This window comes from Pseudomonadota bacterium (assembly GCA_026388255.1).
GTDB lineage: Bacteria > Desulfobacterota > Syntrophorhabdia > Syntrophorhabdales > Syntrophorhabdaceae > JAPLKB01.
This window is the reverse complement of the sequence record JAPLKC010000078.1, coordinates 1-24973: the sequence shown is the minus strand read 5'-3', so window position 1 is coordinate 24973 and position 24973 is coordinate 1. Positions and strand designations below refer to the sequence as shown.

The following is a 24973-nucleotide window of genomic DNA, read 5'->3' as shown; positions in this document are numbered from 1 at the left end:
GTTGTTGGCAAGCAATCGGAGCGACGAGCAACTGAGAAAACTCATAGGCGTGGACACTTTCCGGTATTTAAAGACCGAGGAACTAAGGGAACTGGTGGGTACGCAGTTCTGTGACGCGTGCTTTACCGGAAAGTACCCTTTCCCGGTCTAAAAGTCGTCTCAATAACGAGATTCCTTCCTCCGCAAATTGGTGACTGGGGGATCAAGGTTACCAAAACAGCCGTCATTTTACTTTTATATAATATAGGCAGCAACACAACGATGTGTGATTAACGATAAATGATCTTCTTTTAAAAAGATACGATATATCTTTAGGACAAAGGTGTCTTTAACCCGATGATGGATTAAAGACACCTTTTTTATTTAACTCAACTACAAACATGGAGGTGTAGTAATGAAAAAAACCGTACTATTTCTATTTTTATTTTTATTTATCGCAATAACCGGTCTTGTAATTGCCGAAGAAACAAAGCCTGCACTTGCTCCAGTAACAGAAACACAGGCCGCCCCCTCAGCACAAGCACCTGTTACAGCGCCATCCACTCCAAAGGCAGACACAGGTGATACTGCCTGGATGCTCATCTCAACGGCCCTTGTCATGCTTATGACTCCGGGACTTGCGTTTTTCTATGGTGGTATGGTGGGACGAAAAAATGTACTTACCATTCTCATACAATGCTTCATTCTCCTCTCCATTATCAGTATACAATGGGTACTTTATGGTTACAGTCTTGCCTTCGGGCCAGGTAAGGGCTTTTGGGGCGGTTTCGACTGGATCGGTCTCACAGGTGTTGGTCTTGAGCCTTACAAGGATTATTCGGCAACAATCCCCCATCAGTTGTTTATGGTTTATCAGATGATGTTTGCCGTCATAACACCGGCGCTCATCATCGGTGCCTTTGCAGAGAGGATGAAATTTTCCGCCTTTGTCATCATAATGATCCTCTGGGCAACCTTCGTGTATGATCCTGTCTGTCACTGGGTATGGGGTGTAGGAGGATGGCTCAGGGAAATGGGCGCCCTTGATTTTGCCGGTGGCACTGTCGTTCATATCAACGCCGGTATTGCGGCGCTCCTGACTGCTATTTTAATTAAAAGACGAAAAGGTTTTGACCGTAAAGCTATATTGCCACACAACCTCCCCTTTACTGTTCTCGGCACAGCACTTCTCTGGTTCGGGTGGTTCGGATTCAATGCGGGAAGCGCCCTTGCCGCCAACGGACTGGCTGTAAACGCCTTTGTAGTAACTAACACCGCTGCGGCTGCAGCAGGTCTGACCTGGGCTATAATAGACTGGATATTTAACGATAAGCCGACTATGCTTGGCACTGCAACAGGTGCCGTTGCAGGTCTTGTCGCAATTACACCTGCAGCAGGGTTTGTAAGTGCCCTTTCGGCCATTGCAATCGGCGCATGTGTGAGTATTTTCTGTTTTATTGCAGTGGCGTGGATAAAACCTAAATTCGGGTACGATGATGCCCTGGATGTTTTCGGCGTTCACTGTATCGGTGGAATATGGGGAGCGCTTGCTACAGGCCTCTTTGCTTCCAAAGCAATAAACCCGGACGGTGCAAACGGGCTCTTCTTCGGAAACCCGAAACAGTTCCTGATTCAATTGCTTGCTGTACTGGTAACAGTCGCATACAGCTTAGTGGTGACCTACATAATATATAAACTGGTTGACATAGTCATAAAAGTCAGAGTACCGGAAAAGGACGAAAATCTGGGTCTTGACCTTACTCAGCATCACGAAAATGCATACACGGTTATTGAATAGGAGGAAATAATTATGAAACTTATCATTGCAATTATAAAACCGGACAGGTTGGAATCAGTAAAGGAAGAACTTTACAAGGCTGACGTAAACCTTATGACAGTAAATGAAGTCTTAGGTCACGGCAGGCAGATGGGTGTTACAGAAGTTTACCGTGGCGCAAGAGAGATGGGTAATCTTTTGAGGAAGATACGCCTTGAGATAGCGGTAAACGAGAATTTTGTCGAGCCAACGATCAAAGCAATTATTAAGGGCGCTCAAACAGGTGAAGTAGGCGACGGCAAGATCTTTGTCCTCGATCTGGCCGAATGTATCCGTATCCGCACGGAAGAACGCGGAGGTCCGGCTATCGGCTAAAAGAACTGTTCAATGGTTGGTGCACAACATTCTTAAATAAACTTACCCAATCCCTGCTATTGCCATCTTTTTGAAGTAAGCAATAGTGGGGATTTACACATTAAGAATTAGCCTTCAGTAAATAAACTCTTTTTTTCAAGATAATTCCGCTGCCCTCATACGGCATAGTTACCAAAACAGACAGTTGTTTACTCGTACCTACGGAAGGACCGCACAAAGACGTGCAGGCCGTTTCTTATCCTCAACGACCCCGAGGAAAACTCAACAGCGCAGTTAAAATCAGTCAAAGAATACAGACTGGAGAGCTGAATTTTTAGCTCAAAATGGATAATGGTGAACCGTTTCGTCAAACAGGCAAAGCCTGTATTCAGTCTTGAGATCCGTGATAGATCCCTAAGGCACTGTGACAAAATGACGCCTTTAGACCCTATGAAAAAAAGCGGAGGTGCATGTTTGAAGAAATTTGTAGCTGCAACATTATTGTTAGGTTTGATATTTACAGGGGCCTGTTTTGCCGAAGACCCAACCCAGGCGTCAGGGGTAGTGCAGAACACTCAATCTGATATACAAACAAAGTCCCAGGTGGATACAGGGGATACTGCGTGGATATTGGTGTCCATTGCTTTTGTTATGTTGATGACTCCTGGACTCGCTTTCTTCTATGGAGGAATGGTGAGACGTAAAAATGTGCTTGGCGTATTTATGCAATGCTTTATTGTCCTCGGAGTAATTACAGCCCAATGGATTCTTTACGGTTACAGTCTCTCCTTTGCACCGGGAAAAGGTTTCTGGGGCGGGCTTGCGTGGCTCGGCCTGAACAATGTAGGTACTACCCCCTTTAAAGATTATGCGGCCACTATTCCTCATGAGGCTTTCATGATCTTTCAGGCCATGTTTGCCATCATTACACCGGCTTTGATCATCGGCGCCTTTGCAGAGAGGATGAAATTTTCCGCTTTTCTGATTTTTACCTTACTCTGGGCAACTTTTGTATATGATCCCATTTGTCATTGGGTATGGGGTGCAGGAGGATGGCTCAAGGATATGGGAGCCCTCGCTTTTGCCGGCGGCACAGTTGTTCATATAAATGCCGGTATGGCAGCCCTCGTAACTGCTCTGGTCATCGGAAAGAGAAAGGGTTATAATAACAAGCCTGTACCACCCAATAACCTCCCCTTCACCGTTCTGGGCGCGGCGCTTCTCTGGTTCGGGTGGTTCGGCTTCAACGCAGGGAGTGCCCTCGGCGCAAATGGACTTGCAGTACATGCTCTTGTGGTGACCCATACTGCTGCGGCTATTGCCGGAATAACCTGGGCCTCTCTCGAATGGATATTTAATGAAAACCCGACTATATTCGGCACCATTACCGGCTCCATAGCGGGCCTTGCAACAATTACTCCCGCTTCGGGTTTTGTCACGGTCTTTGCTGCCGTAGTTATCGGCTTTGCTGCAAGCGTGGTGTGCTATGTCTTTGTGGCAATTATAAAGCCGAGACTCGGATATGACGATTCCCTCGATGCCTTCGGCGTACATGGTGTGGGTGGTATTCTGGGGACCCTCGCTGTAGGACTATTTGCATCCAAGATCGTAAATCCGGCCGGCGCGGATGGATTATTCTATGGAAACCCCAAACAGTTTCTTGTTCAGTTGATAGCTGTGGTTGTGATAAGTGCGTACAGCTTTGCGGTGAGTTACATTATCTATAAACTTGTCGACCTGTTTGTGAAGGTAAGGGTAACGGAGCGGGATGAAATTATAGGTCTCGACCTGACCCAGCATCACGAAAATGCTTACACTGTTATCGAATAGGAGGAAACGAATATGAAACTTATCATCGCAATCATAAAACCGGACAGATTGGAAGCAGTAAAAGAAGAGCTCTACAAGGCTGATGTAAACCTTATGACAGTTAATGAAGTCCTCGGCCACGGCAGGCAAATGGGTGTCACGGAAGTTTACCGGGGCGCAAGAGAGATGGGTAATCTTTTGAGGAAGATACGCCTTGAGATAGCGGTAAACGAGAATTTTGTCGAGCCAACGATCAAAGCAATTATTAAGGGCGCTCATACTGGCGAAGTAGGAGACGGCAAGATCTTTGTCCTTGATCTGGCAGAGTGTATACGAATCCGCACCGAAGAGCGGGGAGGCCCGGCCATCGGGTAACCTTCCGTTTGGAAATGGGATGTTAAAGGTACAGACGTCTCTTTTCCGGACTGAAACGTTCTATGGCATAATGGAGCATGGTCCTCGGCATCTCACGATGATGTTTGCGCAAAAATATTTCCTCTGCCTCTTCCGAGCAACGTTTGCCCACCTCTCTCAGCATCCAGCCTACAGCCTTGTGGATAAGGTCTTTCCTGTCCCCAAGGAGGATGCCGGCAATGGCAAGGGTATCATCGTATTTCCCCTGCTTGATGTAATGGAATGTGGAGATGATCGAAATACGTCTCTCCCAGAGGCTCTCCGATTGTGCGAGACTGTAGAGTATCTCTTTGGATCTCCCGTCAAGATATGCGCCGACAACCTTTTCAGCCGAGAGATCAACAAGGTCCCAGTTGTTGATAAATGGGGTATGCTTGAGGTAGAGAAGGAAGATTTGCTCCTTTTTCCGTGCATCGCCTTTTTCAAATTGAAAGATAAGTATCAAAAGGGCAATGAGTCTTTCTTCATGAATCTTTGATTTGAGGAGCGTGAGAATCCCGTCATCGGGTAGATTTGCATATTTTTTTGCGATTTTGCGGGAAACAGGGACAACAATACCGGCAAAGACATCGCCCTCACCGTACTGGCCAGGACCGGTTTTGAAGAACCGCTGAAGTACCTCTGCCTTTTCCGGGTTTGCAAGAAGTTCCAGTTCTTTCCTTAGAGCATCGATCATTGAATATAATAGTGTACACAAAGTATGTCCTTTGCGTCAAGGCCACAATAAAGGGAGATAAGGTAGAATAGTTCAAAACCATGCGGTTCAGGCCGATATGCCCTACTTTAAAATATGTTTTAGCTTTTCCAGCGCTTCCTCGCTGATATCTCCTCTTTCTTTCGCCATATTCAGCGCTACGAGGGAAAGTGATTTGTAAACCTTTTTATAAAGCTCCATGCCTTCCATTGCCTCGAGATGGGAAAGCACTGTTTCCATATCGCCTCTCACAATCGGACCGGTGAGTGACATAAGGGGGCCTTTGTTTTCTATGTTTTTCAACGTGGCCTTGATAATGGGAAAAAACGGTTGTAGTTCTATACCGATTTTATCCATAATATCTTCACCTATATAAAAGAGGGCACATAGAAGATTACAGACAAAAACAGCGCAAAGATGGTAGAGCAACTTTTGTTCCCCTTCCATCCTGACAACACCGGAGCCGAGGGCGGCTCCGATTTTACGCAAGACATCTATTGAATCTTCACCGCCCTCAATGAAGATGTATGTGTCTGGAAGTACATTAATTGAGCTGTCAATATCAGGGAATGTCTGTAAGGGATGAAGGGCGCCGAGACGGGCGCCTTTTGTTTCAAGCGGTGAGAGCAATGTTGCCGGGTGCGCACCGCTTGTGTGGAAAAACAGCTTACCGTCAAGCCTCTCCATCTTTTCGGTAATTTCAATGGCCACCTCTTTAACAATTCTGTCTTGCGTCGTAACGGCGATAATGTCCGATGCTTCGACAACTTCAACATTGTCAGTGGTATAAAGGACATTATCTCCCAGATATGTTCTTACCGTATTAATAGATGCTTCAAATATATCGGATACTGCCGTAATCTCCATCCCCTTCTGCTTGAGGACGTATCCGATTGATATGCCTACCTTGCCTGCACCTATTATCCCTATCTTCAAGATTTATAAGCCTCCCATTTTTAATTCTTATTCCATTCCCACAAATCAAAGATGGGATCAAGGCGGCAAGGAAGAGGCGACGTAGGCATGCTATACCGGTATGTCGAGGAACCGATGACGAAGCCAACAATGATAGCGCTTTGATTTGGAAATGGAATTAGTTGCTTTCAAGAATCTCCTTCGGCAGCACCAAAATATTCCGCAATACTTCAATTGTCCTGCCGCCAATGCTATTTGCAAAATTAAAGCTTATATCGGGATCACCCATAGGTCCTTTTACTTTGTATGCTACATGCAGAAACCCATCTCTCTTATCTTTTAGAATATTCCGCAGAATAGGGATTCTGTCTATTGTTCTGTCAAGGGTAACAAGCGGTGAGACGGCTATATTGGCGTCTATCTCATTTTTTTTGATGTCTAAGCTTCCCTCTCCTGTAATTACCATAGAAGGGCTGTCGATAAGAAAGTCTTTTGTGAAGAAAATACCTTTTTTTGCAGTAAAGGTTGCCCCCATTCTTTTGTATGGCAGACCCTCTTTCGACAGATTAACCTTTCCGCGAAGAACATCGTGTACATTAAGAAGCCCGAATATTTTCGACAGAAGGTTCCATTTCATAATCAATCCATCTCTGCTGTATATCGCCACATTGCCGTTTATATCGCCGATAAGCTCTTTCATGGTGCTGCCATGTAAATCCACATTACCGTATATACTTGACCTGCCTTCTGCCACATAGGTCTTGTCGTTAAAAGCTTTCATAAACAGGCCGCTTTTTATTCTCTTCAATCTGCTGTTGATATATATATGGGGAATATTGCCGGAAAGATCAATGTAGCCGTGCGTGTCTATATTGCCGTCAAAGGCACTCATTTTCAATTCCGAAATATTCAGCCTTCTGTTACTCAGAAGTCCCTTGACATCGAGGCTCTCGCCGTTGAAGTTGCCTAAGTGTATTTTCTTTGCCAGTAAATGTATCTCCCCGCTTGTCTTTGCCATCAGGCTGTTTTTGTCAATTACGTTAATTTTAAAGTCACCGTTGGTCTGGAAATCGTCATAATCAAAGGCATCCATTTCGACATAGAGGAAAAAACGAGGTGATGCAAGACCGTATGAATGGAATGTGCCACTGTTTAAAATACTTTTCCCGCATATTAATCTGTCAATTTTTGTATCAAATGTTTCACCTTTAAAGTCTGAAACGAGATTAATCTCGCTGAGGGGTTTTTTTAGCCACGGGAGCCTTAAAAAACCGTTATTGACTTTTACATAACCTTTCATATAGGGCAATTTTTTCAGAGGGAGCTCGATGTCTTTTAAAGACATCTTCAGTTCCAGATCTCCTTTTGCTGTACTGCTACTAAAAAAAAAGAGGGGGGCAACCTTGCCAAAACCGAAAATATCCATCGCAATATCCAGATCCATTTTTTTATCGGGTTTTATATTACCATTGAGATCCAGGTTGATGATATCGAGATTATATAAAAAACGCTCTATACGCGTGTTCATTCCTTTCTTAAGCAGGGTCACGCTTGCCTTGCTCTTTATGCCTTTTTCCTTTTTCACAATACCGGGAAATTCAAAATAGAGGTTATCCATGGATATATCGCCGTCTATTTTGAGATTATCGGCAAATTTTTGCACTTCAATGTCGAGCCCTGCAACCCCGCCAATATCAAAAGGTTTTTGGGTAAAGGGTTGCATATGAATTACATCTAAATCGCCTTTTATTTTCAAGTCCAGGAAGTTTTTATGCCACTTTCCCCTGATAACCATATCGGTGCTGCCTCTGTTGACTATAAGCGGGTCAAAGATAATTTCATCGTTGTTGAACTTATAAATACCTTTTGCAGATACTGATGACTTTTCCCATGCTATATCGGCTTTACTGAATTTGCCTGTACCTTTTATCTTAAAACCTCTATCTTGATTCCCGCTGAGTTCTATTGTGCCTTCTGTTTCGCCGTTTTTGAAATTAATCCCGCTTGTATCTATAAGTGTCGGGATATCTTTCAAATTAAAGGAATAATTACCATTCATATTCATATCTTTTTCTTTTGAAAAAGGAATTACGCCCTTTACATCGTAAAGCCTGCTTGTTTTAAAAAGCCCTCCAGCCCCGGAGATGTTCAGTTTGTTTTCCTTAAAGGATAATGCGGCTTCAACATCGGTAAAACGCATATCTTTATAGATTATTCCGGTGTTTTTTAATTCCAATTCCATGTATAACGGGTGTTTCTTATCATATACAAATTTATTTATCCTTATTTTTCCATCATCAATATACTTCCATATATCAAATTTTGTTTTCGTAATACTATCCAGGGCTATGTAATTTTTTACGTCCTGGATAGCAAAAAAGTCCATGCTGAGTTCGAACCTTGCAAGTGCGTTTTTTACGAACATCAGATTCAAGTCAAGTGGGGTATTTTTATAATAGGTATTGCTTATCTTTATATCCATTATAGTATCGGCATGCATGAAGGACAGATTACCGTTTGCTCTTTCAACAACAAAGGGTTTTTTGAATATGGGATCTTTCAGTATGTAATCAAAGATTTCAAAGGGACCTTCGAAGGCAAAGCTTTTATTCGCATATGTAAATGTTCCGTTAATATTTGCCTTGCCGTGCATATCGCCGGACAGTTTGTTAAGATTCAGCCTGGTGATGTTTAGCTGTCCCTTTGCTTCAGTTGATTTACCTTTGTATGTGCCTTCTCCTGAACCGTATATTGTCCCGAACAGTTCATCATGTCGCATGTCTATCGCAAAGGTAAAGGTTTTTCCTGGTCTTAACGCCTTTATTTTTGCTTCATTAATAATAAATCTTTGCTTATTGTATGTAACAATACCTCTTTTTATCTCAAAAAGGTTTTCGGGCAAAGGGAAAAAACGGGTTTTTCTCTTTGATGCAGAAACAATTAAATCAAAATCAGAGATGACTATATCTTTCAGGTATATCCAATTTTTTATGCCTATAACCAGTTGACAGTTTTTGGCCTGTCCCTCCATACTTCCCTTTGCATGAATGTCACTAAAGTCCACAACAACGGTATTTTTTTTATATGTTATGTTGAAACCGGATATTTGAACCTGCCCTTTTATAAATCTTCCCAGCGCATAGGAAACAACCGTTGACAAATTTGTCAGTACAATGATAACGGCAAAGACAATAGCGAGCATTAAGGCAGATGATATATAAACAACTTTTTTCATGAGGGCGTCCGTGCGAGGGCAAAAAACAGGGTATGGCCGGCGCCTGCTTTAAGCAGTGCCCCGGAGGCTTCTTTCGCTGTGTAGCCTGTTGTAAACAGGTCATCCACGAGCAGGACCCGTTTTGCTTGCATATCATGCCCGTTTTTGACTGTAAAGGCGCCTTTTATGTTCTTCTTTCTCTCATCTCTATGAAGGCTGTACTGATCCATTGTATCCCTTGTTTTATAGAGGATTGAGTGATAAACAGGTTTGCCCGTTATCTTCGATATCTCCTCTCCTATGATGAAGGACTGGTTAAAACCCCTTTCTTTAAGCCTCCTTTCTGTGACAGGCATGGGGATTATGCAGTCAAAGGATTCTGAAAAAGATATGATCTTTTCATTTATTAAATGGACTAAATGTTTGCCGACATCTTTCCTGCCGTGGAACTTAAATGCATGTATTGCATCACGGAGTCTGTTTTCAAAATAAAAACCGTAATATCCTTCCCGGAACCCTCTTTTATTCTGAATGCACTCGCCACATACGGCTCTTTCACCCAACCATCTTCCGCAAACAGGACATGTTGAGTCATCTTCAACCACTCGTAACGAATCGATGCACTTTCTGCAAAGGATATCGCCTTTTTTATCGCACCCGCCACAATGGACAGGATATATAATCTCTAATACAGCCTTTAAAAAATTATGCGCCGTATTTGTCGAGTTTAAAAGCATGGGCAAGTACGAGAGGCATGAGCTGTTTGCTGTAAATCGTTCCGATACTGCCGTGGATGCAGTTCCTTTCGTGAAAGGTTATCCCGTCCTGCTCACCTGTCTTTGTAATGAGAAGAAGTGGGACCGGGTGCCAGCTATGGCCTTTCATGGGGCAGGGCGTTGAGTGGTCACCTGTAATTATTAATGCCTGAGGATCGAGATCATATATCTCCGGCACAATCTTATCGACGTTTTCAATAGCAGCTACCTTGGCAGGGAAGTTCCCGTCCTCGCCTGCAAGGTCTGTTTCTTTTATATGCATAAAGAAAAATTGATATGAATTATAGTTGTCCTTTAAAATTTTTACCATTTCGTTGTAATCTTTCGGCTCTTCATTGACGTCCATTCCGAGCACCTTTGCAATACCCCTGTACATAGGGTATGTAGCAATAGCGAGGGCGTTGAGTCCGTAGCTCACAGAAAAAGGTGTTAGGTCAGGCTTTTCAGAAAAACCCCGCAACAGCACACCGTTTGCAATCTTCTCATCTTTTATAACATCTAATGCACGGGTTATAAACGCATTGACGACCTTTGATGCAAATTCTGCCTCTCCTGTTTTCGGTGTGGTGTATGTTAAGGGTTTGTTATCCTTGTGAGGGTCTGCGTCCGTCAGTTTATCCGAAAGCCCCTTACTTCTGAATATCATGGCAAACCTGTGGGATTTCCCCGGCTTTATAAGAATTTTTGTGCCTTCAACCTCGGGTATTGCTTTGGTGAGCATTTCGCATAAACGTTCGGTCTCGCTTGTTGCTATTCTTCCTGCTCTCCTGTCTGTTACAATGCCATCTTTTATTGTACAGAAATTTGCCCGCGCTGCAAGATCGCCGTCTTGCAGATCCATATTAAGCCCAAGGACTTCAAGTACACCTCTGCCGATCTCATAGACAATGGGGTCATACCCGAAAAGGCTCAAGTGCCCTGGACCACTTCCCGGTGTAACGCCTATGTCAACAGGCAGCATACGTCCGAGTATGCCCGTCTTTATAGAAAGCTTGTCTATATTGGGTTTTTTGGCTGCTTCAAGCGGGGTTTGATATACATACTCAGGGTTCGGGATATCACCAAGCCCGTCAAGTATCAAAAAGATGATCTTGTTGCTATTGGTTATAAGCAAGTCTTTTATCATTTTTTTACTCCTTATCCCATGCTTCTCCTTCATAAAGCGCCTTCAACTCCACTGCCTCGGTATAGAAGAAGTCTTCTTTTCTTACATTAATTGTGTTCCAGCTATTACAAATATCGCAAAAATCCGACCACTCGACTTTTTTGGACTGACAATGATCACATATAAAAGGAATATATACATGCTCTGCAGGAAATGCGCGCCGGAATTCTTCCACAGCCTTTTCCATCTGTCCTCTGTGGATGTATGCCTCTGCCATAGCCTTATGAAGTCCTTTAAAATCCGCCCCCTCTGCAAGCAGCGTATTGAGCATGTCTATCGCTTCATCAATCATCTCCAGCCTCAAACACAGCCGTGCATAGAGAAATTCTATGAGATAGTTTTTTGTAGAGATATCAAGGATTCTCCGGTATATCTTCAGTATGATTTCAGGATTTCCCCTGTCGATGTAAAGGTCTTCCATTTTCAAAAGAAAAATTATATGGCCTGTTTTTGAATAACCTCTGCCGTATACCCTGCCGGCTTCGTTCAGCTTGCCGGTTCTTTTATATGCTTCAGCCAGAAGTACATAGGCAGGTATAAACCGTTTATCCTCACTGATAATTTCTTTTAGTTCCTTGATGATGTCATCGGAACTGATATCAAACTTATTGGCAAAAAGCACACGTATCTTTTCGCACCGTATGCCCAGAAATTCCCTGTTTTCATCATCTGTTTTTATGAATTTTTTTATCTTTTTTTCTGCTTCATAAGCATCATCCCATATTTTTCTGGAAATATAGTAATCCCTTAAAATTGCCAGTGCTTCCAGATTAGCTTCGTTGGCTTTTAATACTTCCTTTAATTCATTTTCAATTTTTTGCGTATCCTTTGTTGTAAGACGTACCTTTGCCCTTTTCAACAGTATGGATTCACGTTTACCAAGGTTTGTCACGGCAAGATCAAGCACCTCTATTGCCTTATCGAACTCTTTCATGGATATATATATGTCTGAGAGAAACATATAGGGTTCTTCCATGTCAGGGGTTTTTCTGATAATCCTGTTGAGGTTTTCTATGGCTTTTTCTCTATCACCCCTCAAATCATATGCCCTTGCCTTCTCAAAAAAATCCTTGAATTCTTGTCTTCTCTTTCCTATTTTCCCCTCTTTCCATCCACTGATAAATCTCCCCATATCATAGAAGAAGCTTATGATAATTGAGATAATGATACCCAGTACAAATGATGCTACTACATAAGTTGCAACGCTTGCCTCAAAGGGTTTAGAGCCCCAGCCAAGGTAAAGTTTTACGTTATCCGGATTAAGATGATTTATATAGAGGTAAAAAATTACAAACAGGAGAAACAGGAGAAAGAATATCTTATATCTCATAGTATTATATTCCTTTTTCTTCCATTAATCGCTTACAAGTAATACAATACCTTGCAACAGGATTTGCCTCAAGTCTTTTTTCATTAATTTTTTCTTCACACTCTTCACATATGCCATATGCTCCATTTTTTATTTTGTCAAGTGTATGGTCTACATCCTTTAAGAGCTTAAGGTCATTGTCGCTTATGCTCATCAGAATATCGGCGTTATATGAATTGCTTGCAGCGTCTGCCATGTCCTGAATGCCGTCTGTTCCAAGCGTATAAGATTCTTCCTTGAGCTTCTTCGCCTTATTCAGTATCCCTTCTCTCGTTTTGAGAAGTTTTTTCCTGAAATATTCAATCTGTTCTTTGTCCATGTTCCACCCCTGAGTTGCATTTATTTTCTTTCTCCAACCTGTGTCTTTTTGCCTCGATCCAGAGGCTTTCAAGGTCGTATAGTTCCCTTAAAGGCTCGAGGAATACGTGAACTATAACGTCCCGGTAATCTATTATTATCCACCTTCCATCATTGTAACCTTCGACAGAATATGGTTTTATCCCGTCGTTTTTCATGCTTGCTTCAATATGCTCGGATATGGTTTTGACATGCCTCTCGCTTGTCCCGTTTGCCAGCACAAAATAATCTGCAATATCAGTCAACCCTTTAAGTTCAAGCATCAACAAATCATCTGCCTTTTTTTCTTCAGCATATCTGCTGCACATCTTAACCTTATCTATTGTTTCCATTTACCCTCTTAAAAAAATATAATGTAGAAATTAAGTCTATATTTTTTTGCATTCTTCGTCCTTAATCCATTATTTTTCTGTACAATCCCATTTTATCAATAAATTTCTCCACCGGTTGAGGAACAAGATATTTGATAGATCTGCCGTTCCTTGCCGAGTCCCTTATCTTTGTTGATGATATATCGAGCTGAGTAACCCTTTGCATATGGATTTCATTCCCGGATGCATGTTTGAATGTACGTTCGTCTATCCTGTCTATATCTTTCCTGATGTCAGGAGGGAATAATGTATTGGCTGGCGTTTTACTGTTGAGAGGTCTTTCCATAATGATAAAATTTGTGTAATTGAATATCTCCTGATAATTATACCAGGTATCTATCTCTAAAAAAGCGTCAATGCCTATAATAAAATAGAGTTTCTCAAACCGCTTCCGGAATATCTTTATTGTATTAATAGAATAGGAGACCCCTTGATTTTTTATCTCTATGTCAGATGTACAGAGAGAGCTGTTGCCTCTGACTGCCCTTCTTAACATTGTCAGACGTAAGGAGGAATCTGTTATTTTCAGGGTTCTCTTATGAGGCGGTATGTAAGCCGGTACAAAATAGACCTTATCCAGCAGGTACTGCTCACGTATTTCTTCTGCTGTCCTTAAATGTCCGATATGCACAGGGTCAAAGGTGCCTCCGAAAATGCCTACTTTCATTATTCCCTCAACTGTCCATCGCCAAAGGCTATAAACTTGTTAACGGTCAATTCTTGAAGCCCCATAGGGCCGAAGGCATGCAGTTTTGTCGTGCTAATGCCCATTTCTGCTCCGAGACCTAATTGATAGCCGTCGTTTAACCTTGTAGACGCATTAATAAGTACACAAGATGAGTTGACCTCTCTTAAAAACCTCCATGCATTATCGTAGTTTGCTGTAATAATTGCATCTGTATGATTTGAACCGTATTTTCTGATATGCGAAACAGCTTCATCCATATTTTTAACAATCTTTATCGAAAGGGTTAGATCAAGATATTCCTCGTACCAATCCTGCTCCTTCGCCTTGTCAATCCCTTTCAGGATTTTCACAGTTTTTTCGCAGCCTTTGATGGTAACACCTTGTTTATGTAAAATATTTGCCATTTCAGGTAGAAATGTATTTGCAACAGATCTGTGGACAAGGAGGGTCTCCATGGCATTACATGTCGCCGGTTTTTGAACTTTTGCGTTAAGGCAGACCTTATATGCAAGGTCAAGCTGTGCCCATTCATCGACATATATGTGGCAAACGCCTTTGTAGTGTTTTAATACAGGGATGCTCGATTGCTCGACAACACTCCTGATGAGGGCTTCCCCGCCTCTTGGAATAATCAGGTCGATATAGTCATCCAGCTTCAGTAGCTCGTATATATATGCCCTGTCGCCTGTCCCGATAAATTGTGCTACATCTGCAGTAATACCGGCTTTTTCCAGTGACTCTGTAATAAGGCTGAATAGGGCAAGGTTTGAATGGTATGCCTCGGAGCCGCCCTTCAGAATTACACAGTTACCGCTTTTCAGGCATAAAGAGAACGCCTCTATCGTTACGTTGGGTCTGGATTCATAAATTACAAGGATAACACCGATGGGTATTCTCATCCGGCCCACAAGCAGTTTATTAGGCCTGTTCCATAACTTTACAATCTCACCGACAGGATCAGGGAGCGCTATAACATCCCTAATGCTTGCCTGCATCTCACGGATGATTTTATCGTCTATCCTGAGTCTGTCCAACATACTTTTGGGGAGCCCTTCCTTTTGGGCGCTCTCAATATCCTTCCTGTTTTCGTTGAAAAGATATTCCTGTTTTTCTGCGATCAGTCCTTCCAGTATCATGAGAATATTGTTCTTCTGCTCTGTTGCAGCATGAGAAAGAATACCGGACGCTACTTTTGTCTTTTGTGCAAGTTTTTCAGGTTTCATATCAATACCATATTATCCCTGTGTACAATTTCTTCAGCATATTTATATCCGAGCTTCTTTTCAATATCAATACTTTTTAGACCTTTGATCTTATTAATATCCGATGAGGAATAATTTGTTATCCCCTTCGCAACAATCCCGCCATCGACGCTATCCACTTCAATGCATCCCCCTCTTGAAAAATCACCTTCTACTTTAATTATGCCGGAGGATAGAAGGCTTTTGCCGCCATGAACTATGGCATGTTCAGCCCCTTTGTCTATGTGAATTTTACCTTTAATATTATAAGCAAAGGCTGTCCACCATTTATTCCTTGTCATTTTTTTGTCTGCAAGAAACAACGTTCCCGCCTCTTCACCTTTAACAATCCTTAATACGATATTTTCCAGGTTTCCCCGGACTATCCTCGTAGGGATGCCATAGCTGCCCGCCTTTTTTGCCGCCTCCAGCTTGCTTACCATCCCGCCCGTGCTTTTTTCGCTCCTTGTTTCACCTGCTATCTTTTCAATTTTATCATCTATTTTATGTACAACATCAATAATACGGGCACCGGTATATTTATTCGGATCCTTATCAAACAACCCGTCAACATCTGAGAGAAGCAGCAGCAGGTCTGCATTGGAGATCTGCGCAATAAGGGCAGAAAGGTTGTCATTATCACCGAACCTGATTTCCTTGAATGAGAGGGCATCGTTTTCGTTGATTATTGGAACGATATCCATAGCCAGAAGCATATTTAATGTGTTCATAAGATTTAAACACCTGTTCTTGCTTTTTATGTCTTCATGGGTCAGCAATATCTGGCCGGTTTTCATCTTCTCTTTTTCGAATGCTTCCATATACATCTTCATAAGCAGGATCTGTCCGATTGATGCAAGGGCTTGCCTTTTAGCAATCTCTTTAGGTTTCTTTTTTAAATTGAGGGTTTCCATGCCGTAGGCAATGGCTCCGCTCGATACAATAACCGGGCTGATCCCTTTCTCCTTTATTTTTCTTATCTGCCTTGCAAGCCTTCCTATCATATCAGCGCTGACCTTTTTATCTTTATCCAGAAGAACCGATGTTCCTACTTTAATGACTATCCGTTTGACATTAATCATGCATCTTCCGTTGTTCCTTTGTTTACGGTTTTTGATTCCATAATTCCAGATTGATGCCTGGTTGTTCCTTTTAAAAGATCCCTCAGCTCATCAATTCCCTGTCCTTTTAACGCACTGACGTTTACTGTTGTTTCACCTTTTTCTTTAAAAAAAACATTCCATTTCTTTACAGAAGCCTTTGATGAAATGTCAATCTTGTTCAGCACCAGGATTCTCTTCTTATCCAGCATTTCTTCTTTGTAGGATTTTAACTCATCCAATAATGTATCATAATCCTTGTCTGCCGATTCGGAAGAGGCATCCAGCACCAGGAGAAAGATATTCGTTCTCTCTATGTGTCTTAAGAATGTTAAGCCCAAGCCTCTGCCTTTTGAGGCATCTTTTATTAAACCCGGGATATCTGCAATAACAAAGGTGTCGTCATTGTCCCGGAATACACCGAGGGCAGGGGTTAATGTAGTAAAAGGATAGTCCCCTATTAAGGGTTTTGCATTTGTTAAACAGGATATGAGGGTTGATTTTCCGACGTTTGGCAGACCCACGATCCCTACATCGGCAAGGAGCTTTAATACGAGTTTTAACTCCTTTTCTTCTCCTTCTGTACCGTTTTCAAATTCTACAGGCGCCCTGTGCGTGGGGGTTACGAAATGAGTATTGCCCCTGCCGCCCCTCCCGCTTTTTGCAACAATATAATGCTTGTTGTCCTCTGTGACATCGCACAGCGGTGTTGTGTATGCCTTATCATATACAATGGTTCCAAGAGGCAGATGGATATACAGATCCTTCCCTCCCCTGCCCTTCTTATTTTTTCCGCTGCCGTTTTTCCCGTTTTCTGCTCGATAGATACGTTTATATTTGAAATCTAAAAGACTTGACAGTGCTTTGCTGCCTACTAAGACTACGTCTCCCCCTTTTCCTCCATCCCCGCCGTCCGGCCCTCCCCTGGGGATAAATCTTTCTCTCCTGAAGCTTACACAACCATGGCCACCGTTGCCTGCTTTTATATATATATCTGCTTCATCAACAAATTTCATTCAACAAGGGATATACTCACCCTTTTTCTATTGCCCCTGGACTCAAATGTGACAATTCCGTCCGCCAGAGCAAATAAGGTGTAATCACGGCCCATGCCAACATTGGTTCCCGGGTGGATTTTTGTGCCATGCTGTCTGATTATTATATTGCCGGCCTTTGCTCTCTGACCGCCATAGAGTTTTACGCCAAGCCTCTGGCCGTCGCTGTCCCTTCCGTTCCTTGAGCTTCCGCCTGCCTTTTTATGCGCCATGAGATGCCTCCGTGTATATCTTCTCTACGAGTAGTTCCGTATAGTGTTGACGATGCCCATTTTTCTTCTTATAGTCTTTCCTGCGTTTGTACTTAAATACTATTACCTTTTTCCATCTACCGTGAGAAACGACTTTGCCCTGTATATATGCACCGTCTATGTAAGGACTGCCGATAATAGTATTGTTCCCATCATTGAGAGCCAGAACTTCTTTTATCTGGACATCTTCCCCTTCGACACCGGTGAACTTTTCCAGTTTTACCTTTTCTCCCTCAATGATTTTATACTGCTTGCCTCCATTTTCAATAATGGCATACATTGGTAAACTCCTGAACCTTTTATTTTAAAAAAAGCTACTTATATTATGATGAATAAAGGGAAAAGTCAATAGTGATTTAGGTTTGTTATTTCCTGACTTTTTTCTGCCCGTTAATACCAGGTTATCTATTCGTCAACCCGGCCATTTTTATGCCAAACATGTCATAGCCGGAAGGACTTTCGAATCCCCGGCTTTTGTATTTCTCTTAATAAAATCCAGGATAGTACGAGCATAGTCTTCCGGTCGTTGTTCATAGGTATTGTGGCCGCATTTCGGGAAAACGGCCAGTTCACCCCTTGAGAGATGGCGATAAAAGGCAACGGATTGCTCCACGTCAAAGATGGAACTGCGGTCAGGATAAAGTACCAGTGTAGGGCATGAAACCAACGGCAGGACAGGTCTCAGATCAAAATAGTCCTTGCCGTAAGCCCCGCCATACTTGGCAAATTGATTATAATTGATTTCTGCTGTTTCTCCGTGCCATCCAATCATCTTAGCTTGCAACTCTGCTTCCAGATAAGCATATTTTTTTCCAAACTTCACGGCATTGAGTTCGGTCATGGGCACATCACTAAAACATTGGGTGCTGGCAGCAGTCAGGGTTTTGACCTCCCTGGAATACTTGATTGAATAGTCGATGCCGATAACACCGCCTTCACATTGTCCGACTAAATGGCATTCCTTAATGTCGAGGATTTCTTTTAATATTCTTAGTTCTTCCACGCTTTCAGGCCGGTATCGGTCGCTTTCATAAAAGATCTGAAAATCATCCCCCCTTTCTGATTGTCCATAGCCCCGGCGGTCATATATCATTACTTTATAACCCTGGGTCACAAGGCGTGGATAAATATTTTTCCAGATTTTGGCTGAGCCGAAACCATGGTGTATAAGAATAATAACTTCACCTTCACCATGAACCTCATAATAGACTTGTAAATTATTTATTTTTTCAAATGGCATCAGACGTTGTTACCTTTATATAGGATTCTACTGTTAAACGTGTTTTTTCTATTTCTTTTGTTAAATCCGGCATTATTATCTCTGATAACTCCGGACTCAAACGAAACATCTTAAAATATTCCTCTTTTATCGGTAATATATCATCCCCCTGTTCTTTGTATCCAATGGCTTTGACGATAAGGTCTGAAATGCAAATTACAAAACTCTCTTTCAGATAAAGCCCTGGAATATCTTCCGGTGAAAAAAAGTTGGGGTAATGATGATATGCAATGCTTTGAACTATGCTCTCCGATAACTGCCAGTTTTTTGCTATAAGACTTCCCAGTGTTGCATGGTTAATACCAAATTTCTGTTCTTCCTGAATAATCCCGGGAAGGTCTGGAATAATCCCGGGAAGGTCTGAAATAATCCCGGGAAGGTCTGATGTTGCTTCTCCCTGTATTTCGAACAAATGATAGTAATATTTTCCAATGTCATGGAGAAGCCCTATAGTAGCGAGGTCATATTCAGAGAGTTGAAAAATCTTTTTCCCCAGATAACCGGCACAAACCGAAACTATTGCAGAATGTATCCAGATTTTTACATATGCCTCCGGTTTGTCGGTTTGTCTGGCAGAGGCTGCGGCGCCTAAAGAATCCTGAAATACAAGAGCTCTTACATTATTGTATCCCAGAAGGGTTATTGCCCTGCCCAGAGATGTGATTTTATTGTTAAGCCCGAAATATGCCGAATTGACTGTCTGGAGAATTCTGGCGGAGAAGACAGGGTTTGTCGAAACAATTGTTGAAATTTCTCCAGGATTTGATTCCGGGTTTCTCAACAGATTTAAAAGATTAACATAGTTCGCAGAAATTGGTTTAATGGAAGAGATTTTTTCTCGTATTGTTTCCTGAATATTTTCGTCTATATTTTCTATCCGGGTCGGAAAAACCTCGTCTGGCATGGAATAATAAGCAATTTCCTTGAGTGAGGGATATATTTCATATAACATCTTCTGCTGGGCATTGGTGTTATGAAGCTGTTTTGACAATATATTATCGGCTTTATTTTTTATTTTCCGGGATGCTTCTTTCACAAGATATTTTTGTGCATGAGCCGATGTTTCGCCTTTACGGAAAAGCAGAAATGTGAAAAACAAGATCATGATAACGGCTATTGCAACCAGTGTGATCAGCATCCTGTCTCCTAATTATTTACCATATTCCACCGGTGATATTATCAGGACTGATAATATCTTCTCGGATCAAATATGTCTCTCAAGCCCTCTCCCAGGAGATTATATCCCATTACAGTCAAAAATATTGCAAGCCCGGGATAGAGGCTCAGCCACCAGGCCACTTCGATATTATCCTTTGCCTGTGTAAGGATATTCCCCCAGCTTGGCGTAGGTGGCTGGACACCAATACCCAAAAAACTCAGGGCGGATTCCGTAAGGATTGCCCCTCCTATACCAAGGGTTGCAACCACATAGATAGGTGACATTGCATTCGGCAGGACGTGCCGAAAAATAATTCTAACTTCCGATAACCCAAGGGCCTTGGCAGCAAGGACAAATTCCTTATGCTTAATGCTCAAGATTTCCGCTCTGATAAGGCGCGCTATGCCCATCCAGCCCGTAAGCCCGATGACTATCATAATGTTCCATATACTTGGCTCAAGGAGGGCAATCACGGCAAGTATCAGGAAAAAGGTGGGGAAGCACATCATGAGGTCAACAAATCGCATTATCGTCTCATCCATAATACCACCGTAATAGCCTGAAATTGCACCTATTGTAATGCCTATCAGGACTGCTATGCCCACAGAGACAAACCCTACAATGAGGGAGATTCTGCTTCCATAGACTACCCTTGCAAATACATCTCTTCCGAGCGTATCTGTTCCGAAGGGGTGTGAAATGGAAGGTGATGCAAGGACATGCTTTAAATCAGGTTCAAAAGGATTATGGACTGAGATAAAAGGAGCGAATAGGGCGCACAGAAACATGGGAATCAATATAATCAGACCAACCAACGCCAGGTTGTGTCTGCACATTCGTCTCAGTAATTCCATATTAAGCCTCTTGGTTCACGGTTCTTTCTATCCGACCTCCGAACCGGCAAACCCAAACCTTGAGTTTAAGTCACTTTGCTTCCGATAATGCCCATGCAACAAAGACAGTGGTCTGCGTATTTTTCTTCGGTATCTTATTAAACTGAACCGGTGCGTTACTTATATAAGCGCCGTCAGCTTGCTGTACCTTTGCCAGATAATCAAAGGCCTTTTGGATAACATCTTTTTTGTCTGTTAAACCGCTTAATGCCATAATCGCATATGCGGTAGCCTCAGGGTCTTCCGGTGCAGGCGGAACAAAAGAAAAACCTCCTGAAGGTTTCTGGGTTTTCAGTAAATATCCGACAGCATTCTGAATAGATGGCATTGACGGCGTCATTCCGAATGCGAGGAGGGCCTTTATGGTCCAGGCACTGCTCAGAGATAACGACGGTGTCCCTTTCGGCATTCCATAACCACCGTCAGCATTCTGGCAACTTATCAACCAGTCGACAGCCTGTTTAACCATAGGATCGTCCTTCTTGTATCCCGCTTCCTTTAATGCACATAATACAACAGCCGTATAAATTGTCAGTGGAGCGCCTTCCTTCCCTATCCTTTTAAACCCCCCATTTGTATCCTGCACTGTCCTTAAATACTCCGCACCCTTTTTTATTGCTTCATCGCCTTTGTTTACCTCCTTCAGTGCAAGGATTGTAAAGGCAGTATGTGCTGTATTGTTGTTCCAGCTTCCATCCGGCTTCTGGTCTTTAAGGATAAAATTTACCCCTTTTTCAACTTTGTCAGGCACAACCTTGTTCATGGCAAGTACCTTTACTGCCCAGCTTGTGGGCTCTGTCTCAGACGGGAATTCCCCCTTCAATCTTGACCATGCGCCGTTTTCATCCTGGACCGATACAATATGATTTATAGACTTATTCAACGTATCCTGTGCATCGGAAAAGGCGACAATTGGTATCAAAAGAATTGCAAGTAAAACAAAAAAAGATAATTTCTTCATAGCACTTTACCTCCCTTTTACTCTTTTTTTCCTTTATACCATCATTAAAATTCTCTTGCAATATTTAGTTTTAACAGTAGCCTGCCCTATTAATCCCGGTCTCTTTGATATCTGATATTATCACAGGTCGCCGTTCTTTGCCCGGAGTACAAGCAGGCCGGGTTTGCCCGTCAGGTATTCCTTCAAATTCTGATCAATTACCTTCCTGTTCATCTCAAGGGAAGAAGCGTGCCGTAAAAAGGTTTTGCCTTCTGTTTTAATAATGATGCCCACATGTGAGACGTCGAGACCTCCTTTTTCTGTGTATATGCCTGCATAATCTCCATTTCGCAATCCGGCAATCACCGCATCGTCAATCAACTCTGTTGGAATATAACAGATGTCCCGTTTGCAAGGACTAATCCCTTCCAGAAAAAATGTACCATCTTCTTTAATATTCAGGATTTTATTGGCTTTTTTAGTCTTTAGTCCGCCAACTTCTTTGGTAACATCTTCTACAAATTCCTTATTAAAAATAATCCAATCTGTAAAAAAATGGTTACGCCGCACATAGTCAACTACACCGGATTGATACCGCACCCTTTTCAAATTATCTTTGAATTCCGCAAAAGAGAGTGACAGGCGCATGGCCTCCACATAATCGACAAAAGTAAAACAGTCGACACCTTCCAGGTTGATTACGAACTCCTCAGGTGTTCCGGCACTACCAATTAACGTGAATTCTCCATAGTCATTTCCAAGGAACTGTGCGGAGAGAAACTCTATCCTTTCACCGATTTCTTCTATACGTGCAGCTTCACATATCATGTGGTTAAGATCGTCTTCAGACCACCTGCCTAACTCATAGCATCTTTTTTCATCAAAGGGCGGTACAGTCATCTGTAACATGGTATTATATGGTGATTGATTTTGCAAATAAAACTACGGCTTCAAGTGCTTTAAGCCTGTCTCACTCGACATGCAACGTACCAATGACATCACGATTTTAATATTCCATAAGTATTAATATAAAGTCTCGAATTTCACTCTTTAACGATTTCTATCTCGTTTGATAAAGTCATAGTTGGCATTTGTTCAAGAAGGTATTCGCGGACAAGCTGGAGGGACACGGCGGGTCTTATCCCTTTTGGTGCCCAACAGCATCGCGGGTTACTGATGGGGCCGAAACAAGCCTCGTCCTCAAACATGATCCGTATCCTCATGCCGTTTCCGGCAGTCTCTCTCACTATTTCGGAGAATTTTTTTTAAACTCCTCTTGAAGGATTACGTCTGCTTTCGGATGATGAGGGCGGGGGGTAATCTTTCTCCATCCATGGCGAGCAAGTATCCGGTAGATTGTCGATTTGGGTACCGCATGTCCTACAATTTTCTCATAGGCGCTTTTTATCTTACTCACCACAAGAATCTCACCACGAACTGACTTTTCGAGAAAAGATGCAAGAAACGTGTTTTCCTCATCAGCGGTTATGTTTGCCCGATATCTTCCCCCACGCTTCGACGCCTGAAGCACCGCTTCGCCCTCCTTAAGAAACAGTGCCTGGAGATGACGCACCGAGCTCGCATTCCAGCCTATGGCGATGGCAACATCGTCAGACGATAGCCCAAGGGAAGCACGCAGCCATAAACACTGAACCTTTTGAAATTGTGTCTTTGTTTTTACCTTTTTTAGTAATTGTTCCAAAGATTCTTTGGAGCCCGCCGGTAATGGTGCAGGTTTTCTCATAGGACCTCCTGAAAAAGAAATAGACTTCAGGAGTTATATATCATTAGTGCTTAATAGATTGCAACATAGTATAATTTTTAGGTTCTACGAGGCATTTGTTTTTGTCTGGATTTTTTTAACTCTAATAAGTGGAACAAAAATATTACGGTTATTGAGCAATCTGCTGCCGCTGGTATTCCTGGTATTTCATCTGTATGTATTCTTGCTGTTCCAATTCATGAAGTTGCCGCGCGTATTGCTCTGTTGCACTAAACCAGCTGGAGAGACACTTTTCCAGCCGCTTGTCTGCAGGCAAGGAAAGCGCATTCAGATAGGTATCTAACGCCAGGTAATAACGCATGGTGTTCCGCTCCACCATGCCACGTATGCCGCCTACATAGTCCGGTTGCCCATTAGATTGGAGCCCGTTGCTGGTAAAACCTACCTTGTTACGACCTATAGTAGCTAAGTAAGTTTTTATCATTACGCGAAAAAGTGTGCCGTAGCCGAAAGAATAGGTAAAATGTAGGAAAGAATGCTTGGCATCTATAGCTACTGCTTCCAGCACGATGCAGTAATCTTTGGTGCCTAGCGGTCCGCTGTCAGCATTTATATAAATCCGGAAATATTCGGAGTTGGTGGCAACTACCTGGTAGTTGAATCCCATCCGGTAAGCATTTGACAATGACTGCTGCATTTTCTTGCCTACAATTACGCTGAGTTTCTTACCATCAGTGCCAGTTGAGGCATGGCAATATTTGGTGTTTGGGTGCAGGATCATCACATCGCACCAGTTTGCCGGACCTTTCGCGGAGTCATTAAGCGTGCTGTTGATACTATCAAACGAGTGATTTATTAGCGCGTAGATGTCACCCGTAATAGCAGAAGATGACTCTGTTGAATCCAGGTACAATGCATGCCGAAACTGGTTGCTGTTAAGTTGTGGCATGAGCGATACATATTTTCGGCGCAGAATCTCAGCATTATCTGCAGCCAGAGATATATTACAATGGTACAGGTTGCACAGTAGCAATGCACAGATAAGGATATAGCGCATATTAATGCGAAAATTCACGCTAAATTTTATCATTATTTCATGTCAAAATCGATGTATATAAACATTGCCTGCAACACCCAAACAGCACTTACAGGTTACAAATAAGGGGATATTTTCAATTTAGCTTGCAGAACGGAAATGCCTTTGATATTGAGACCTTGGATGTTCATGAGTTTACCACAGAAAATGTTGAAAAATTATATGTCTTTTCAACTTCAAAGGAGATCGGGTTCGAACCGTCTAAAACCCATAATATCATTTCCTCCTTGTAATGTCATAAATATGAACATTGACAGAGTTGGGCCAGTCTGTCTGATGTAAGATGCCGGATTTCGTGCTCCAGGACATCCATCATGTCTTCAAGTTTACGGAATATGGCATTATGGGTCACCT

General features: G+C 42.5%; 26 protein-coding genes. 4 read left to right on the top strand and 22 right to left on the bottom strand.

Annotated elements, in window-relative coordinates; genetic code table 11:
- The first annotated feature begins 574 nt into the window (after positions 1-574).
- From NT178_08935 to NT178_08920, 4 genes are all read left to right on the top strand, one after another.
- Entirely contained in the window at positions 575-1777 is a 1203-nt protein-coding gene (locus NT178_08935; protein ID MCX5812653.1) for an ammonium transporter, read from the top strand.
- Positions 1778-1789: 12 nt separating this feature from the next.
- Positions 1790-2131, top strand: coding sequence for a P-II family nitrogen regulator (locus tag NT178_08930; protein MCX5812652.1), 342 nt, complete (start codon positions 1790-1792; stop codon positions 2129-2131).
- Between the two features lie 582 nt (positions 2132-2713).
- Complete coding sequence (locus tag NT178_08925) at positions 2714-3940, top strand: ammonium transporter (GenBank protein ID MCX5812651.1); 1227 nt, start codon at positions 2714-2716, stop codon at positions 3938-3940.
- A gap of 12 nt (positions 3941-3952) precedes the next feature.
- On the top strand, positions 3953-4294 hold the full coding sequence (locus NT178_08920) for a P-II family nitrogen regulator (GenBank protein MCX5812650.1): 342 nt from the start codon (positions 3953-3955) through the stop codon (positions 4292-4294).
- Positions 4295-4316: 22 nt separating this feature from the next.
- Here NT178_08920 and NT178_08915 read toward each other — a convergent pair whose 3' ends face one another.
- From NT178_08915 to NT178_08810, 22 genes are all read right to left on the bottom strand, one after another.
- A complete protein-coding gene (locus NT178_08915; protein ID MCX5812649.1) occupies positions 4317-5009 on the bottom strand; it encodes a DNA alkylation repair protein in 693 nt (230 codons plus the stop codon).
- A gap of 102 nt (positions 5010-5111) precedes the next feature.
- Positions 5112-5963 (bottom strand): DUF2520 domain-containing protein, encoded by an 852-nt coding sequence (locus NT178_08910; protein MCX5812648.1) that lies wholly within the window; start codon positions 5961-5963, stop codon positions 5112-5114.
- 157 nt (positions 5964-6120) lie between these two features.
- Positions 6121-9177, bottom strand: coding sequence for an AsmA-like C-terminal region-containing protein (locus NT178_08905; protein MCX5812647.1), 3057 nt, complete (start codon positions 9175-9177; stop codon positions 6121-6123).
- Positions 9174-9893: a ComF family protein gene (locus tag NT178_08900; GenBank protein ID MCX5812646.1), complete on the bottom strand. Its 720-nt coding sequence runs from the start codon at positions 9891-9893 to the stop codon at positions 9174-9176. Before NT178_08900 ends, NT178_08905 begins: the two co-directional genes overlap by 4 nt.
- Positions 9862-11058: a 2,3-bisphosphoglycerate-independent phosphoglycerate mutase gene (locus NT178_08895; GenBank protein MCX5812645.1), complete on the bottom strand. Its 1197-nt coding sequence runs from the start codon at positions 11056-11058 to the stop codon at positions 9862-9864. Before NT178_08895 ends, NT178_08900 begins: the two co-directional genes overlap by 32 nt.
- A 4-nt stretch (positions 11059-11062) precedes the next feature.
- Entirely contained in the window at positions 11063-12427 is a 1365-nt protein-coding gene (locus NT178_08890) for a tetratricopeptide repeat protein (protein MCX5812644.1), read from the bottom strand.
- A 4-nt stretch (positions 12428-12431) separates the two neighbouring features.
- Entirely contained in the window at positions 12432-12785 is a 354-nt protein-coding gene (locus NT178_08885) for a TraR/DksA family transcriptional regulator (GenBank protein MCX5812643.1), read from the bottom strand.
- The gene (gene rsfS / locus NT178_08880) at positions 12766-13155 is read right to left on the bottom strand and encodes a ribosome silencing factor (protein MCX5812642.1); all 390 of its coding nucleotides are present in this window, start codon (positions 13153-13155) and stop codon (positions 12766-12768) included. The genes NT178_08885 and rsfS overlap by 20 nt, the downstream gene beginning before the upstream one ends.
- A gap of 61 nt (positions 13156-13216) precedes the next feature.
- Entirely contained in the window at positions 13217-13861 is a 645-nt protein-coding gene (gene nadD, locus NT178_08875; GenBank protein MCX5812641.1) for a nicotinate-nucleotide adenylyltransferase, read from the bottom strand.
- Entirely contained in the window at positions 13861-15105 is a 1245-nt protein-coding gene (locus NT178_08870) for a glutamate-5-semialdehyde dehydrogenase (protein MCX5812640.1), read from the bottom strand. Before NT178_08870 ends, nadD begins: the two co-directional genes overlap by 1 nt.
- Positions 15102-16205 carry a glutamate 5-kinase gene (proB, locus tag NT178_08865; GenBank protein ID MCX5812639.1) on the bottom strand — a complete coding sequence of 368 codons (1104 nt, stop codon included), beginning with the start codon at positions 16203-16205 and terminating at the stop codon, positions 15102-15104. The genes NT178_08870 and proB overlap by 4 nt, the downstream gene beginning before the upstream one ends.
- The gene (gene obgE, locus NT178_08860) at positions 16202-17239 is read right to left on the bottom strand and encodes a GTPase ObgE (protein MCX5812638.1); all 1038 of its coding nucleotides are present in this window, start codon (positions 17237-17239) and stop codon (positions 16202-16204) included. The genes proB and obgE overlap by 4 nt, the downstream gene beginning before the upstream one ends.
- Positions 17236-17490 carry a 50S ribosomal protein L27 gene (rpmA, locus tag NT178_08855; protein ID MCX5812637.1) on the bottom strand — a complete coding sequence of 85 codons (255 nt, stop codon included), beginning with the start codon at positions 17488-17490 and terminating at the stop codon, positions 17236-17238. Before rpmA ends, obgE begins: the two co-directional genes overlap by 4 nt.
- A complete protein-coding gene (gene rplU, locus NT178_08850; protein ID MCX5812636.1) occupies positions 17480-17809 on the bottom strand; it encodes a 50S ribosomal protein L21 in 330 nt (109 codons plus the stop codon). Before rplU ends, rpmA begins: the two co-directional genes overlap by 11 nt.
- A 147-nt stretch (positions 17810-17956) precedes the next feature.
- Positions 17957-18769 carry an alpha/beta hydrolase gene (locus tag NT178_08845; GenBank protein ID MCX5812635.1) on the bottom strand — a complete coding sequence of 271 codons (813 nt, stop codon included), beginning with the start codon at positions 18767-18769 and terminating at the stop codon, positions 17957-17959.
- Positions 18759-19946 (bottom strand): HDOD domain-containing protein, encoded by a 1188-nt coding sequence (locus NT178_08840; GenBank protein MCX5812634.1) that lies wholly within the window; start codon positions 19944-19946, stop codon positions 18759-18761. The genes NT178_08845 and NT178_08840 overlap by 11 nt, the downstream gene beginning before the upstream one ends.
- Before the next feature lie 41 nt (positions 19947-19987).
- Complete coding sequence (locus NT178_08835) at positions 19988-20821, bottom strand: ABC transporter permease (GenBank protein MCX5812633.1); 834 nt, start codon at positions 20819-20821, stop codon at positions 19988-19990.
- A 70-nt stretch (positions 20822-20891) separates the two neighbouring features.
- A complete protein-coding gene (locus tag NT178_08830; GenBank protein MCX5812632.1) occupies positions 20892-21821 on the bottom strand; it encodes a hypothetical protein in 930 nt (309 codons plus the stop codon).
- 120 nt (positions 21822-21941) lie between these two features.
- Positions 21942-22700, bottom strand: coding sequence for a DUF1460 domain-containing protein (locus NT178_08825; protein ID MCX5812631.1), 759 nt, complete (start codon positions 22698-22700; stop codon positions 21942-21944).
- Between the two features lie 143 nt (positions 22701-22843).
- Positions 22844-23047 carry a hypothetical protein gene (locus NT178_08820; GenBank protein ID MCX5812630.1) on the bottom strand — a complete coding sequence of 68 codons (204 nt, stop codon included), beginning with the start codon at positions 23045-23047 and terminating at the stop codon, positions 22844-22846.
- Positions 23047-23544, bottom strand: a complete 498-nt coding sequence (locus NT178_08815) for a winged helix-turn-helix domain-containing protein (protein MCX5812629.1) — start codon at positions 23542-23544, stop codon at positions 23047-23049. Before NT178_08815 ends, NT178_08820 begins: the two co-directional genes overlap by 1 nt.
- 148 nt (positions 23545-23692) lie before the next feature.
- Entirely contained in the window at positions 23693-24613 is a 921-nt protein-coding gene (locus NT178_08810; protein ID MCX5812628.1) for a hypothetical protein, read from the bottom strand.
- Between the last annotated feature and the right edge of the window lie 360 nt (positions 24614-24973).